Annotated in this window: 12 protein-coding genes and 4 pseudogenes; 3 read left to right on the forward strand and 13 right to left on the reverse strand. The window is 70.3% G+C overall.

The features are described from left to right. The 6 genes and pseudogenes from GJ633_RS07920 to GJ633_RS07945 all read right to left on the reverse strand — a co-directional run. A pseudogene (locus tag GJ633_RS07920) lies at window positions 1–199 on the reverse strand (hypothetical protein); the annotation flags it as partial. A gap of 61 nt (window positions 200–260) precedes the next feature. Next, window positions 261–1579, reverse strand: a pseudogene (locus tag GJ633_RS07925) (M28 family peptidase). A gap of 146 nt (window positions 1580–1725) precedes the next feature. Further along, window positions 1726–2361, reverse strand: coding sequence for a DUF420 domain-containing protein (locus GJ633_RS07930; RefSeq protein WP_156588387.1), 636 nt, complete (start codon window positions 2359–2361; stop codon window positions 1726–1728). A gap of 93 nt (window positions 2362–2454) precedes the next feature. Beyond that, entirely contained in the window at window positions 2455–3507 is a 1053-nt protein-coding gene (locus tag GJ633_RS07935; RefSeq protein WP_156588388.1) for an NAD(P)-dependent glycerol-1-phosphate dehydrogenase, read from the reverse strand. A 107-nt stretch (window positions 3508–3614) separates the two neighbouring features. After that, complete coding sequence (locus GJ633_RS07940; RefSeq protein WP_321168970.1) at window positions 3615–4325, reverse strand: LysE family transporter; 711 nt, start codon at window positions 4323–4325, stop codon at window positions 3615–3617. Window positions 4326–4449: 124 nt separating this feature from the next. Continuing rightward, complete coding sequence (locus GJ633_RS07945; protein ID WP_156588389.1) at window positions 4450–5259, reverse strand: DUF2103 domain-containing protein; 810 nt, start codon at window positions 5257–5259, stop codon at window positions 4450–4452. 112 nt (window positions 5260–5371) lie between these two features. On the opposite strand from GJ633_RS07945, the gene GJ633_RS07950 reads away from it, so the two are divergent. Together GJ633_RS07950 and GJ633_RS07955 are read left to right on the forward strand one after the other, a co-directional pair. Then, complete coding sequence (locus GJ633_RS07950; RefSeq protein WP_156588390.1) at window positions 5372–6007, forward strand: hypothetical protein; 636 nt, start codon at window positions 5372–5374, stop codon at window positions 6005–6007. Next, window positions 6004–6648: a hypothetical protein gene (locus tag GJ633_RS07955; protein ID WP_156588391.1), complete on the forward strand. Its 645-nt coding sequence runs from the start codon at window positions 6004–6006 to the stop codon at window positions 6646–6648. The genes GJ633_RS07950 and GJ633_RS07955 overlap by 4 nt, the downstream gene beginning before the upstream one ends. 1 nt (window position 6649) lies before the next feature. Here GJ633_RS07955 and GJ633_RS07960 read toward each other — a convergent pair. The 7 genes and pseudogenes from GJ633_RS07960 to GJ633_RS07990 all read right to left on the reverse strand — a co-directional run bounded on the left by GJ633_RS07960 (window position 6650) and on the right by GJ633_RS07990 (window position 13425). Then, a pseudogene (locus GJ633_RS07960) lies at window positions 6650–7803 on the reverse strand (ArsA family ATPase). A gap of 95 nt (window positions 7804–7898) precedes the next feature. Then, window positions 7899–8409, reverse strand: a pseudogene (locus GJ633_RS07965) (PUA domain-containing protein). Beyond that, complete coding sequence (locus GJ633_RS07970) at window positions 8406–9362, reverse strand: HD domain-containing protein (protein ID WP_156588392.1); 957 nt, start codon at window positions 9360–9362, stop codon at window positions 8406–8408. The pseudogene GJ633_RS07965 and the gene GJ633_RS07970 overlap by 4 nt, the downstream one beginning before the upstream one ends. A 307-nt stretch (window positions 9363–9669) precedes the next feature. Beyond that, entirely contained in the window at window positions 9670–10350 is a 681-nt protein-coding gene (locus GJ633_RS07975; protein WP_156588397.1) for a metal-dependent transcriptional regulator, read from the reverse strand. 80 nt (window positions 10351–10430) lie between these two features. Beyond that, a complete protein-coding gene (locus GJ633_RS07980; RefSeq protein ID WP_156588393.1) occupies window positions 10431–11519 on the reverse strand; it encodes a metal ABC transporter permease in 1089 nt (362 codons plus the stop codon). Further along, window positions 11516–12340: a metal ABC transporter ATP-binding protein gene (locus GJ633_RS07985; RefSeq protein WP_156588394.1), complete on the reverse strand. Its 825-nt coding sequence runs from the start codon at window positions 12338–12340 to the stop codon at window positions 11516–11518. Before GJ633_RS07985 ends, GJ633_RS07980 begins: the two co-directional genes overlap by 4 nt. After that, a complete protein-coding gene (locus GJ633_RS07990; RefSeq protein WP_321168971.1) occupies window positions 12337–13425 on the reverse strand; it encodes a metal ABC transporter substrate-binding protein in 1089 nt (362 codons plus the stop codon). Before GJ633_RS07990 ends, GJ633_RS07985 begins: the two co-directional genes overlap by 4 nt. Window positions 13426–13918: 493 nt before the next feature. Here GJ633_RS07990 and GJ633_RS07995 point away from each other — a divergent pair. Then, window positions 13919–14136: dihydrodipicolinate synthase family protein (locus tag GJ633_RS07995; protein ID WP_197431288.1), on the forward strand; the 218-nt coding region annotated here is incomplete at its 3' end.

The raw sequence follows: 14136 nt of genomic DNA on the forward strand, positions 1-14136 counted from the left end.
CCGCCTCGCGGAGCGCCGCGTCGCCGACGGCGACGACAACGTCGGAGTCTCCCGTATCGACCGATTCGATCGCCCTCGTCCCGTCGGTCGAACCGTCGGCGTCAGCGACGGCGAGTTCGACGCCCGCCTCCGACAGGGCCTCGCGGACCGATCCGTCGTCGTCTCCGCGGACCGCGACGCGACCTTCGGGCTTCCCCATGGACGGGACTGGTGCCGGCGCGCGTGAAAACGTCTCGGTTCGCGTCGGACCGCGCGTCGCGTCAGAACGGCCAGTCGCCGGTGAGTTTCATCCCCGTCGCCTTCCCCTCGCGTCGAGCGCCGCCGCGATCGCCTGTGGGTCCGCCCGCTCCGTCCGTACGTCCGCGCCGGCGAGGGCAACGATGAGTTCGGTCAACAGGATCGCCTGTTCGCGGAGGTTCCGCGGTTCGAGCTTGTCGAGGGTGTCCGCGGCGGTGTGTCCCCAGCCGCGGTCGCGCCCCTCCGTCGCGCCGGAGACCATGTACGCGGGGATACCCCGGCGGACGAACGGCCAGTGGTCGCTGTGGGGAACCTGCTCCTCGCCGCGTTCGATCGGGTGGCCGAGGCGGTCGCCGACGCGCTCGGCGGCCGCCGCCAGCGCGTCGAAGCCGTGATGGTCGAACCGGAGCGTGCGGCCGAACACGTTGCCGTCGACGTTGACGACGGCCCGGACTCGACCGGGGTCGACGCCGGCCGCGAACCGCGAGGACCCGACGAGCCCGACCTCCTCGGCGCCGAAGCAGGCGACCCGGACTCGCGTGTCGAGCTCCGCCTCGCGGGCCGCGAGCGCGCCGGCGACCTCGACGACCGTCGCCGTCCCGGCGCCGTTGTCGATAGCTCCCTCGCCGAGGTCGTGAGCGTCGACGTGCGACGTGAGCAGGAGGTACTCGTCGGTGTCGGGACCGAGGTCGGCCACGGCGGTGCCGCTCGTCGCCTCATGGGCCGCGCAGTCGACCTCGACGGCGAGCCGGTCGCCCTCGTACCGCCGGGCGAGCCGCGCGCCGGTCTCCTTGCTCACTCCGACCGCGGGGATCTCGCCGATCGGCGCGTCGGAGGTCCCGACGCTCCCCGTCGGCGGCAGCGTCCCCTCGACGTGGTTCGCGAAGACGAAGGCCGCGGCGCCGGCCTCGACCGTCCGGTAGTACTTCTCGCGGCGGTGGATGAAGCGGTCGACGGAGTCGGGGGTGTCAGACGAGACCATCACGACCGCGCCCTCCAGGTCGGCCTCGAAGTCCGCCGGGACGCCGTAGCCGAGGTCGACGAACTCGCCGGTCGCCGCGGCGCTCGGGCTCCGCGGGAGCGCGATACACTCGTGGGCGGCGCTCGCGACGGGCTCGCCGTCCGCGAGCCGGATCACGCTGTCGCCGCGCTCCCAGCCCTGTATCTCGAACGGCTCGATCCGAGCGTCGCGCGCGCCGGCATCGGCGAGCGCGTCCCGGGTGCGTTCGAGCGCCTCGCGCTCGCCGGGCGAGCCGGCCATGCGGTTCCCGACGTCGACGAGGGCTTCGAGGTGGTGCCAGCCGGCGTCGCTCGTGAACGTGTCGCCGATCCAGTCGGTCATACCGGGGCGTCGCCGGGCCGCGAGTCAAGGGTTTCGGTGGCGGTGAACGACCGTCAAGGGCGGATCGACCGTCGACGGGGTGCGGGGGCGTCGACCGCGGATCGACCGTCGACTGCGGACCGACCTTCGATCCCGGGCCGGGTGTCCTACAGCCCCGGTGCCAGCGGGAGGAGGACCGCCGCGGCCTCGGCGGCCTCGAACGTCGAGTCGTAGACGTGGTTCAACAGGAGGTAGGTGACGACGCCGAGCACGAGCGAGAGCAGCCACGCGCTCGCCGCGATCCGGCCGACGGTCCGGTGGGGCGTCTCGGTCCTGAGCTCGCGCTCCGTGTGGGTGAGTCCGAGCACGAGCGCGTAGAGGACGACCGGCACGGAGATTACGGAGAGGATGATGTGTACCGCGAGCATCGCGAGGTACGCGTAGTAGACGTTCTGCGGGCCGACGAACAGCTTGGTGCCGCCGCCGGCGACCTTCGGGAGGTACATCCCCAAGAAGCAGAGGATGAGCACGAACGAAGTCGTCATCGCCGCGGCGTGCTTTTTCACCTCGCCGTTGCGGATCCAGTACCAGCCGAGCGAGAGCGTGACGATCGCGACGGTGTTGACGGCGGCGATCGCGTGTGCGAGCAGGTCGACCGTCTCGCGGGTCAGGTCGGGGAACAGCGCCTGGAACTCGGGGACGAGGAAGACGCCGCCGACGGCGCCGTAGCCGACGACGGTGAGGAGCGCGGTGATCGCGCCGGGCCGCTGTTTGGCCCGGTCGCGAACGCTGGCGGTGGACATACGCGGAGTTGTCGCGGGACGGTTATGGAGGTTTCGAGCGCGGAAACGGCCACGGGCGCTCGGCGAACGCACTCCGGGACCCGCGAGCGATCCTCACCCGTCGATGACGCCCGTCGCGGTCGCCACCTCGACGGCGGCCTCCTCGTTGATCCCCCCCTGGAGGATCGTGTAGCGGTCGCGGATCTCGTGGGCGGTCGTGAGCGCGGCGATCAGCTCCTCGTCGTCGACGCCAAGCTCCGCGGCGGTCGTCGGCGCGTCGAGCTCGTCGAGCGCGTCGCGGATCGCGACCCACTGCCCGTCGTCGCCGCCGTGGAGGTACTCGGTCAGGATCGACGCGACGCCGACCTGGTGGCCGTGGAGCGCCTTGCCGGGCGCGATCCGGTCGAGCTGGTGAGATATCAGGTGCTCGGCGCCCGAGGCGGGCCGCGAGGAGCCCGCGATCGACATGGCGACGCCGGAGGAGACGAGCGCCTTCACGACCACCCACGCCGACTCCTCTAACCCGGGCCGGATCAGCTCGGCGTTCTCGACGAGCAGCTCCGCGGTCATCTCCGAGAGCGCCCCCGCGTACTCGCTGTACTCGACGTTCCGCAGGCGCCGCGCGAGCCGCCAGTCCTTCACGGCGGTGTAGTTCGAGATGATGTCGGCACAGCCCGCGGTGGTGAGCCGCCAGGGCGCCTCCGCGAGCAGCGTCGTGTCCGCGACGACCGCCAGCGGCGGGTCGGCGGCGACCGAGTGGCGCGTGTCGCCCTCGGGGATAGACGAGCGGCCCGAGACGATCCCGTCGTGCGAGGCGACGGTGGGCACGGAGACGAACCCGACCCCGAGGTGGTCGGCGGCCATCTTCGCGATGTCGATGGGCTTCCCGCCGCCGAGCGCGATCAGGTAGCCGGGGTCGACCGCCTCGGCGGTCTCGATGAGTTCTTCGACCGCCTCGAAGGAGGCGTCCTCGACCACGGCGGTCGCGGGGTCGTCGAACTGCGCGCGCACCCGGTCGCCGACGAGCTCGTTGGGCGTCGGGCTGGTCACGATCAGGGGCCGACCCGTGAGGTAGAGCTCCCCGACCGCCGCGCCGAGGTCGTCGATCACCTCGTGCCCGACGAGCACGTTCCGCGGGAGCTTGATCCACGTGGTCTTCTCGAACATATCGGCCGGTGGCGCCCGGGGGGCAAAGCCGTTGTCCATGCGGGCCAGGCGCGTGGAGCGGTCGGCTCCGGCGCGCGCTGATCGTCACGCAAGAGCGCGCCGCCCGGTCACCCCAGCGTCGCCAGGGTCGTCGCCGCGTCGTACAAGAAGAACGCACCGAACCCCGCGAGTACGGCGGCGGAGCCGACCGCGACGGCGGGCGCGAACGTCTCGATCCGGCGCTCGGCGGCGACGAGCCCGGTCGGGAACCCGACGATCCAGACCAGCACGCCGAGGAAGAGCCCGCCGATGAGCGCCGGCGACCCGGTGGCGACGACGAGCGTCCCGGCGAGGTCGTCGCCGACGACCGGGAGGGGCGCGAGCACGTCGAGCTCGCCGGGACGGAGGAGCCCGACGCCGACCGTGAGCCAGAACAGCACCTGATAGGGGTTCGTCAGCGCGAGCGCCAGCGCCTTGCGGAACCCCTTGCCCGCCGCGATCGACGGCTCGTCGCCCGACATCGCGTCGCCCGACATCGGCCGGAACGACGCCCGCGCGCCCCGGGCCGCGCCGACGGCGAAGTACAGCATCAACACGCCGCCGACCGCGACCATGAGGGCCCGGAGCAGGGGGAGCGACTCGACGACCGCGACAACGCCGACGTACGCCAGCACGAAGAAGATCGCGTCGGCGGTGGCGGCGCCGAGCCCGGCTCGGACGCCCGCGAGCCGCCCGCGGAGCACCGCCTCCTCGGCGATGACGGCGTTCATCGGGCCCGGCGGCGCCGCGAGCGCCAGCCCGAAGACGACGCCGGCGCCGAGCGTTGCGAGGAGACTCACGCCGTTCTCGAGGGTCGTTCTCGTGAAAAACCCCGCGACAGAGACGCGATCGTCCGGGATCGCGGACCGACACCGATGGACGGATGTGGGCGTCGATCCCCGGATATCGCGGGTATCGTCCGTGCTACGCGTCTTGGAGTTCCGCGTCCCGCAGCGCCTCGTTGAGGTCCTCGCGGACGCGCTCGCCGGTCTCGCGGTCCATCGCGGTGGTGACGATCCGGTTCTCCTGCACGCTGGAGCCGTCCCGGAGGAGTAGCCGGACGTTCCCGTTGGTCCCCGCGCGGGTCGCCTTCGCTCGCAAGCCGGTCCGCGAGCCGGTGCCGCCGGCGTCGATCGGCCCGGGAACGATCTTCTTGACGTGGGGATGTTTTGCGACCGTGCTGACCGCCTTCCGCCCCTTGCGGTCGCCGATCAGCGTCGAGTGCGATCCCCCGATCTTCTCGCGGGGCGAGGTCTCGACCACCTCCAGCGCGCGGTCGCCGCGCCGGTCGAGGACCCACGAGACCACGGGACCGTGGGGGTCGCGGGTATCGCTTTCACCGTCGCTTCCGCGGTCACGTCCGGCACCGTTCTCCGCCTTTCGCGTTCCCGAGTCCGGGTCCGGTACCCGATAGAACTCGTGGTGGAGCTGCGCACGCGTCTCGCGAAGCGGCTCTCGGGCCCCGGCGGCGTAGACGGTGTCCGGCCGCTTGCGGCGGATCTCGTCGGCGACGCGACCGGCGAAGTTTCGGAGCTGGATCTCGCTCAGCTGCTCGTCGCTCTCCGGGCGGGTCGTCACGGTCGTCTCACCGACGACCTCGTCGCCGTCGAGCATCGTCAGGCGGGCGCGGTCCGCCGCGAAGTCGACGACCACCGCGTCGGCGTTGGCGGTGTTGCAGGTGAGACAGTAGTCCCCGGGCTTGCGAAGCGGCGTCCCGCACCGCCGGCAGTTCATACCGATCGGACGGTCGTACGGAATAAAAGGGCGTCCGTTCGGCTCGCTCCTCGCGGGCTCCGCTCGTGTCGCGGAGCGCCCCCTATTAGTGTCCTCGGCCGTGACACGCGGTATGGACGGAACGCGACGCGGCGGAGGACCGGAGGACGAGACGGTCGAAGACCGGCTGGTTCGGCTCCTCCGAAACGGACGCACCAACGCGATCATCGCGTGGGCGATGGTCGCGGTGCTCGTCGGGGTGTTCGTCGAGAGCCTCCTCGACGCCGACCTGCTGTCGATGGCGTTCGTCGCCGGGCTCGTCGCGGTCGTCCTGGCTCCCGCGGTCTCGGCCCGCGACTGGAAGGTACTGCTCCCGGCCGAGCTGCTCGGGCTCGCCCTGTTGCCCACCCTCGTGCGCGTGCTGTTCGGCGGCGAACTCGGCGTCTTCGCGACGTATATCGCGATCGCCGCGCTGGCGCTCGTGATCACCGTCGAGTTCCACATGTTCACCTCGCTCCAGGTCACCCACTGGTTCGCGGTCGTCCTCGTCACCCTGACGACGCTGGCGACGGCCGGGGCGTGGACCGTTCTGCGGTGGAACGCCGACCGACTGCTCGGGACGACCTACCTGACGACGAACGAGGCGCTGATGATCGAGTGGGGCTACGTGACGCTGGCGGGGCTCGCAGCGGGACTGCTCTTCGACGCGTACTTCCGGCGGCGCGGACGGCGCCTGGGGCGCGCGCTCCGGCGGGTGGTCCGTCGATGAGCCTCCTTCCCCGTCCCTCGATGCAAACCCAGCGGCGGCTCACGAGAGCGATGCAGCTCGTCCTCGTCGCGATCGTCGTCTACGGGCTGGCCGGCGGCGGGACGAAGGCGGTGACCAACGGGAGCATCGGGCTGATCGTCACGTTCATTCCGGCGATGCTCGAACGGAACTACGACCTCCCCTTGGACCCGTGGCTCGGCGTGTGGATCACGACGGCCGTGTTTCTCCACACCCTCGGGTCGGCGTGGTTCTACGCGCAGATCGGCTGGTGGGACCACCTCACCCACGCGCTCTCGGCGTCGCTCGTCGCCGGCGTGGGGTACACGACGATCCGCGCCGTCGACCTCCACAGCGACGAGATCCGTATCCCCGACCGCTTCGCGTTCGTCTTCATCTTCGTGGTGGTCCTCGGGTTCGGCGTCGTGTGGGAGCTGTTCGAGTTCGGGCTCGACATCGTCGCCGACGAGACCGGGATCGACATGCCGCTCGCGCAACACGGGCTCGACGACACGGTGGGCGATCTGATGTACAACTCCGTGGGTGCGCTGCTCGTGGCGGTCTTCGGGCAGGCGCACCTCGCCGGCGTCGCTGAGACCGTCCGCGACGGATTGTTCTCCGACACCGATCGAGCTGGTAAGTAGCTCAGCGAAGGCAGGCGGCGACGACCCGCAGCGCCGCTTCGCCGCGCACCTCGTTCGCGAGCAGCGGCACGCGCTTCACGTCGCGGCCGCGGAAGAGGTCCGTCGCCCGCCGGAGCGCGTTCTGCTGGACCTCCCAGCGGCGCGCACAGAACTCGCAGGTGTCCGGGTTCGGCTCGACGATCCACGACGACTCGACGTCGACGCCGCTCGCGACGTCGCCGACCCCCTCCATCACCCGGTTGACGACGAGCGTGTTCACCGGAATCTGAAACTCGTCGAGCCGCGCGACCAGCCGCTCGGACTCGACGACGCTCATCTCCTCGGGAACGGTCACGACGCGGAAGTCCGTCTGCGTCGGGTCGCGCAGGACGGAACGGAGCCGCTCGATCCGGGCCTGGAGCTCGTCGAGGTCGGCGGTCGGATCGGCCTCGTCGTCCGCACCGCCGAACATCCCCTTCAGCCCGTCCATCATCCCGGAGAATCGCTGCCGGAGCTTCATCACGCGGCCGACCATCGAGTCCATGATCTCGGGCAGCTGGAGCAGCCGGAGGGTGTGGCCGGTCGGGGCGGTGTCGACGACGACGCGGTCGAACCGCGGGTCGTCGAGGTACTCCAGCAGCTGGCGCATCGCGGCCGCCTCGTCCGCGCCGGGCATCGGGCCCCCGAGCAGCGAGCCGAGCCCCTCGTCGTCGGCGTCCGCCGATCCGGCCGCCCCGTCGGCGCCGCCCATCAGCTCGCCCATCTCCCCGAGCCCACCGAGCAGGTCGCCGTCGGCGCCGAACATCCCCTCCTCCATCGCGTCGTCGGGGTCGATCTCGGCGGCGTACAGGGGCACGTCCTCGCGGATGCGAGCCGGCTCTGACGGGATATCGGCGTCGAGGGTGTCCGACAGCGAGTGCGCGGGGTCCGTCGAGACGACGAGCGTGCGGACCCCGCCCGCGGCCGAGGCGAGGGCGGTCGCGGCCGCCATCGTCGTCTTCCCCACGCCCCCCTTTCCGCCGTAGAGCACGTACTCGGGCGCGTCGACGCGGCCGGGAGGTCGGCACCGTCGCGTTCGGCGGCGAGGGGCTCGTCTCCGGCCTCGCGGTCGGCGTCGTCCCCGTCGCGCTCGGCGTCCTCGACGCGGTCCACGGGTTCGACGTCGATGTCGTCCATGCGCGGTAGTGGACGGGACGCCTTGTGTACCCGTCGGTCCCGGAGCAGCGACCGGAGACGGGAATGCCGTCGCCGCTATTCGTCGCCTCCCCCCGCTATTCGTCGCGTCGTCCCGCTCCGTTCCGCACGGAGACGGCCGGACCGGCGTCGAACGCCATCGCCTCCGCGCCGGAGAGCTCGGCGCGCCCGACCGCGAACAGCGCGTCGGCCTCGTCGACGACGAGCACCTCGTCGCCCGGGCGGATCCCCTCGTCGGCCGCGGTCACGAACTTCGCGAAGGCGTTGCGCCCCTCGCGCACGAACGGCTCGCTCTCCTCGCCGACGACGATCCGGTGTCGCGGCGGCGCGAACGCCTCGCGGAGCCGCCGCCCCCCGGCGACGCCGAGGGTGAACCGACCGTCCGTCCCGTAGGAGACGAGCCGGTCTCCCTCGGCGCTGCCGGGCGTGTCGTCGACGTCGCCGGCGATGACCTGTCGCGGGGCGGCCGCCGCTCGACCGCCGGAGCGTCAGCGGCTCGTCCGGCGGGAACAGCGTGTCGCCGGCGCCCGCGCCGAACTGGTAGTCGGCGCCGGTCCGCAGGTCCGCGAGGGCGTCCGCGTCGGTCATAGCTCGATCCGGTCGACGATCGCCTCGCCCCCGTCGCTCCCGTCGCTGTGGGTGTTGATCGCGATCGTTCGGACGTAGTCTTCCAGAAGCGACCCCTCGATCTTGGCTTTGAGCAGCGAGTCGACCTGGTAGACGCCCGCGGCGTTGTTCATCCGGATCACGACCTGCACCGGCGTCTCGTCGCCCTCGCGCAGCGAGACGCGCTCGATCGCCTGCGAGGAGACGGTGTTGATCCCGCGGCCGCCCTCCTCGTAGGGGACCCGCGACCGGCCGCGCTCCATGTCGAGCCCGTCGGCGATCCGGACGATGCCGGCCTCGCGGGTCAGCGGCTGCTCTTCGGTGTGGTGACAGAGGATCGCGTGGAGCACCTCGGCCTTGATCCGGACCTGCTCTGCGACGCCGTAGAAGGTCGGGAGCAGGTCGTCGAGGAGGTCGGCCGCGAGCGGGATCGAGTAGTACGGGTGGTCGTGTCGGTGGACGACGTGGCCGATGTCGTGGAGCGTCGCCGCGAGCGCGATGATCACCGGCTCGTCCGCCTCGTCGAGCCCCTGCTGGTCGGCGCCGTTGAACTCGACGCCGCCGGCCTTGAGCAGGTCGTACAGCCGCAGCGCGCGGTCACGGACGATCTCGACGTGTTTCGCCCCGTGGTCGTTGTACCCCTTCCGGTCGACGGGGTTGACGTTCTGGGCCTCGAGGTACGCGACGATCTCCGGGTCCGACTCCAGCCGAGCCAGAACCTCGTTGAGCCGGTCGTCGGGGAACGCGTGCTCGCTGTCGGGGTCGTACTCGTGTCGATCGGCGGCGGTGTCGGCGTCGATGTCGGCCGAATCGGTGGCGGTGTCGGCGTCGATGTCGGTCGAATCGCCGGCGGTGTCGATGTCGGCCGGCTCCACGGCGTCGGTCGAATCGACGGTGTCACCGGAGTCGGACGCGTCGTCCGCTGGGTCGTTCATGGGATCGGAGAGGGTCGCCGGCCCCTTATAAGACCCGCGAGCCGCCGACGGTTGTTGGAAACGCGGCCTCGAAGACAGACAGGGTCATCGAACGAGTCGGTCAGTACTATCGAACATCCGCCCGCGGTGCGGCGGCTCCGCCGCCGGCGACGCCACCGCAACAGCGGAATCGCTCGTCGCTTCGGTGTATGGTATTGACTGAATCGACGGAGCGAAGAACGAGTGTGAGAGTTGGTGTATGACACCGTCGATTGAACGATAAATCGCAGCTCGGTTACGATCCCCCTCTCGACGGGTGTGGCCGGCCTTACACCTCGGCGTCGTCCGGGAGAACAACCGCGGAGACCTCGATGAGCCGGGCGATCTCCTCCGGGAGGCTCTGCTCGCCCGCCGGCGTCTCGACGGTCACCATCCCGAACGGCGCGACGTCGACGACGGTGAGTTCGACCTCCGGACGGACGCCGGCGTCGGCGAGGTAGCGCAGCTCTTCGTCGCCCTGGTGGTGAATCCGTCGGACGGTCACGCGCTCGCCGGGGTCGGCGTCGGCGAGGCGGGTGGTTTCGCTCGCCTCGGGGAGGGACAACTCGGCGTCGGGGATCGGGTCGCCGTGCGGGTCGACCGGGGGGTTACCCAGCGTCTCGGCGATGCGGTCGGTCAGTTCCTCGGAGACGTGATGTTCGAGTCTGTCGGCCTCGTCGTGGACGTCGGCCCAGTCGTAGTCGAGCTGTTCGGTCAAGAACGCCTCGAGGAGGCGGTGGTGTCGGAGGATTTCGAGCGCGACGAGCTCGCCCTCCTCCGTGAGCGTCACGCCCTTGTACTCCTCGCGGTCGACCAGGCCGCGCTCTTCGAGCTTTTTCAGCATGGAGGAGATGGTGGGTGCGGTGACCTCGAGGCTGTCGGCGAGCGCCGAGGTCGACACCCGATCGTCGCCGTCGCTCTCGAGGGCGTAGATCGCCTTGATGTAGTCCTCCATGACCGCGCTCAGCATTCCTGTCGGTACATTCGGCTGTCTCCCCTTGTCGTTTCGGGTGCGACCGTCGGCTTGCGAGACGCCGTCGTCGGCCGCGGTCATCGGTCGCCCTCCGCCCCGGTTCCGACGTCGGCGCCGTCGGCGTCGATACTCCCCATGTCGGGCGGGTCCCGCTCGCCGCGGACGGACTGGACCTTGCCCAGTGCGACGGCACAGACGTAGATTCCCACGGCGACGAGGACGATGGCCCCGCCGGCCGTGACGCCGCCGTAGTAGGCGACGGCGATGCCAAGCAACACCGCGAGTTCCGCGAGGGCGACCGAGACCACCAGCGATTCGGAGAAACTCCGGGACACCTGGGTCGCGCCCGCGACCGGAACCACGAGCATCGCCGCGACGAGGATGACACCCATGATCTGCATCGCGCCGACGACGACCATCGCCGTCAGCATCACCATCACCCGGTTGTACCAGTTGACGGAGATCCCGGAGACGGCGGCCGCCGTCTCGTCGAAGGTCACGTACAGGAGCTGGTTGCGCGTCACGGCCACCGTCCCGACGATGACGGCGAACAGCACCAGGAGGATGGCGGCGCTCTGGGGCGACACCGTCGAGAGGTTACCGAAGAGGAACTGGTTGACGCCGACGGCGAGCCCGCCCGCGTTGAGGCTGATGAGCGTCGTCCCCAGCGCGAACCCCGTCGACAGGACGATGGCCATCGAGACGTCGTTGTAGGCGTCCGTGACCTCGGAGATGAGCTCGATGAACAGCGCGGCGATCATCGCCACGACGACGGCCGTGAGGTACGGCGACACCCCGAGGTCGATGACGGCGTTCAAGAACAGGCCGACGGCCACCCCGGCGAACCCGGTGTGGGCCAGCGCGTCGCCGATGAGCGCGAGCTGCCGGTGGACGAGGAACGTCCCGATGAGCGGCGCCATCACGCCGATGCAGAGCCCGACGAGTATCGCCCGATGCATGAATCGGTAGCGCGGGTTCAGCATCTCCAGGCCCGTGACGTAGTACGCCCAGTCCATCAGCCAGTACCACTGCTCTAAGAACCACAGGAGGACGCCGAAGACGAGGTCGCCGACGGCGCCCAGCCCGCTCTGCAGCGGGAGAGCCACCGACGGGTCCGCGGCCGCGAGGCCACCCGCGACGAGCGTGGCCGCCACTCCCGCGCTCATCCGTTCTTCCCCGTGAGGAACCGCGCCTCGGTGCCGAACGCTCGGGCCAGCGCGTCGCTTTCGACGAACTCGTCGGTCGGTCCGTCGAAGTAGACCTCGCGGTTCAGGCAGACGACGCGGTCGGCGTGCTCGACGACCGCTCCGAGGTCGTGCTCGATGAGGAGGACGGAGATGCCCTCGGCGTTGAGCGCCGCCAGCAGGTCGTAGAAGGCGTCGACCGACTCGGCGTCGACGCCGACGGTCGGCTCGTCCAGGACGAGCAGGTCGGCCTCGCTCGCCAGCGCTCGCGCGATGAACGCGCGCTGGCGTTGGCCCCCCGAGAGTTGCGTGACGCGCCGGTCGGCGAACGCGCTCATTCCGACGGTCACGAGCGCGTCGTCGACGATGTCCCAGTCCTCGCTCGACAGCCGGCCAAAGCCGACGTGGGGGAACCGGCCCATCTTCACCACCTCACGGACGGTGATGGGCATCTCCTGCGCGGCGCTGGCCTGCTGGGCGACGTAGCCGACCCGTTCGCCGTCGTCGAAGCGGTCGGCGCGCTCGCCGAACAGCCGGGCCGTCCCCGCGTCGGGCTCGAGCAGGCCGAGCATCAGCTGCATCAGCGTCGACTTTCCCGAGCCGTTCGGCCCCACGACGGCGACGTACTCGCCCGGGTCGATGGCGAGCGAGACGTCCTCGACCACGGGCGTCGCCGTGTAGCCGAAGGTGACGCTCTCGAGGTCGATGACCGGCTCGCTCGCCGTGTCGTCCGGGCTCGTCTCGGTGGTCGCCCGGTCGTCCGTGACAGCCGCCGTCACGGGATCGGTTTCCTGGGTGCTCATATCGGTTCGAAGTTCCGCCACTGCTCGAGCCAGTCCGCCGACGGGGCCGCGTTCTCGGGCGTCTCGTTGCCGAGGACGATCTCGAAGGTGGGCATGTTGATGTTGTAGGCGATCTCCTCGTAGCCCCAGTTCTGTTCGACCCAGTCCTCGCGGACGCCGGCGTACGGCGTCACGGGGAAGTACGCCTCCACGGCCGTCTCGCGGACGAGCTGCTGGGCCGGGCGCTGGGACTCGAAGACGCCGTTGGCGATGTACCTGATGTCGTTCTCGCGGATGACACGCTCCGCCTCGCGGACGTCCGCGGGCTTGACGTCGCCGCTCGCCGCCAGGTTCGTCACCAGCGGCCGCATCCGCACGCCGTAGCGCACCCCGATGTACTGGAAGGCGTTGTGCGCGGCCAGCTGGACGATGTCGCGCTCAGCGCGGTCGAAGATGGCCTCGTACTCCGCGTCGATGCGGTCGAGCACCTCGGCCTTGTACGTCTCGGCGTTCTCGCGGAAGGCGTCGGCGTGCTCCGGGACGATCTCGGCGAACCCGTCGGCGAGGTTGTCGACGGACTGCTTCGCGCGCCGGGGATCTAACCAGAAATGCGGATCCTTCCCGCGCTGGGCGCCGACGCCCTCCTCGTCGCGGTCGAGGGTCGCGGCGAGGTCCACCAGGTCGATGCCCTCCCGGACGTTGATGAGCGCCGTGTCGACGTCGTCGCCCTCGATCGTTCGGATGGCGCGGTCGGCCCAGGGCTGGAAGTCTTCCCCGACGTGGATGAACGCGTCCGCCTCGATAATGCGTTGGGTGATACTGGCGTTGGGCTCCCAGCCGTGGCCGTGTAGCCCCGTCGGGACGAGGTTCTCCACCGTCAGGGAGGTGCCGTCCGCGATCTGTCGGCCGAAGTCGAAGAAGCTGAAAAAGGAGGCCACGGCGACCGGGCCGTCACTCCCGTCGTCACCGTCGCTTCGGTCGTCACTGTCGCTCCCGCCGTCGCCGCCACTCCCAGCCTGCCCCGGGGCGCTCGGCAGCGCCGTGCACCCGGCTATCCCCGCCAGCGCCGCCGCACCGCCGGCGCGTAACGCGTCCCGTCGCGTCACCGGTCGTCCGTCGTATCGCTCTCGTGGCATTATTACCCAGCAAAACTATAGATTAGTCTTGTCTAATCTTTAGTTTGTTGTACCCACACATATACGTTGTGACTTCAAAAACGGTGAGGAGGGGCGTACGACCGCCAAGGCACGGCTGTCGTCTCGTTCAGCGTCGCGAAACGCCGCGCCACGACCGACGACGGGCGTTCGCGACCGATCCGGTCTGCGAGTCGGTCGCGGCGGTCCGAGACAAAATCTATAAATCGGGCTGGCCCCCATACCGAGGTGTGACCCGACCCGCGTCCGCACGGGGTCCGTCCACGTCGCCAGCGGCGCGGCTCTTCTCGAAAAAAACGCGCGTGATCCGTCCGCCGGCGGGAGTGGCGACCCCGTCCTGGACGACCCCCGACCCGCGCGAGCAGTTCGGCCGACGACGTCGACGGCCACAGACGCGATTCGAACGATCGGCACGACCCGGACACGCGACACAGCCAGCCACACCATGACGGACACCACGACCACCACGCCGTACACGACCGACGAGGCGAACCGAGAGACGACAGACGAACCGTTCGAGGGGGTCTACCCCGCGATGACGACCCCGTTCACCGACGACGACGAGGTCGACCACGACCAGCTCGCCGAGAACGCCCGCTACTTCGAACGGGCGGGCGTCGACGGGGTCGTCCCCGTCGGCTCCACCGGCGAGTCGGCGACGAT

This window comes from Halorubrum sp. CBA1125, from assembly GCF_009742825.1.
In the GTDB taxonomy this organism is placed as follows: Archaea; Halobacteriota; Halobacteria; order Halobacteriales; family Haloferacaceae; genus Halorubrum.

Coding starts and splice junctions, on each gene's coding strand:
- GJ633_RS07930 (WP_156588387.1), bottom strand. CDS start 2,361: ATGTCCACCGCCAGCGTTCGCGACCGGGCCAAACAGCGGCCCGGCGCG.
- GJ633_RS07935 (WP_156588388.1), bottom strand. CDS start 3,507: ATGTTCGAGAAGACCACGTGGATCAAGCTCCCGCGGAACGTGCTCGTC.
- GJ633_RS07945 (WP_156588389.1), bottom strand. CDS start 5,259: ATGAACTGCCGGCGGTGCGGGACGCCGCTTCGCAAGCCCGGGGACTAC.
- GJ633_RS07950 (WP_156588390.1), top strand. CDS start 5,372: ATGGACGGAACGCGACGCGGCGGAGGACCGGAGGACGAGACGGTCGAA.
- GJ633_RS07955 (WP_156588391.1), top strand. CDS start 6,004: ATGAGCCTCCTTCCCCGTCCCTCGATGCAAACCCAGCGGCGGCTCACG.
- GJ633_RS07970 (WP_156588392.1), bottom strand. CDS start 9,362: ATGAACGACCCAGCGGACGACGCGTCCGACTCCGGTGACACCGTCGAT.
- GJ633_RS07975 (WP_156588397.1), bottom strand. CDS start 10,350: ATGCTGAGCGCGGTCATGGAGGACTACATCAAGGCGATCTACGCCCTC.
- GJ633_RS07980 (WP_156588393.1), bottom strand. CDS start 11,519: ATGAGCGCGGGAGTGGCGGCCACGCTCGTCGCGGGTGGCCTCGCGGCC.
- GJ633_RS07985 (WP_156588394.1), bottom strand. CDS start 12,340: ATGAGCACCCAGGAAACCGATCCCGTGACGGCGGCTGTCACGGACGAC.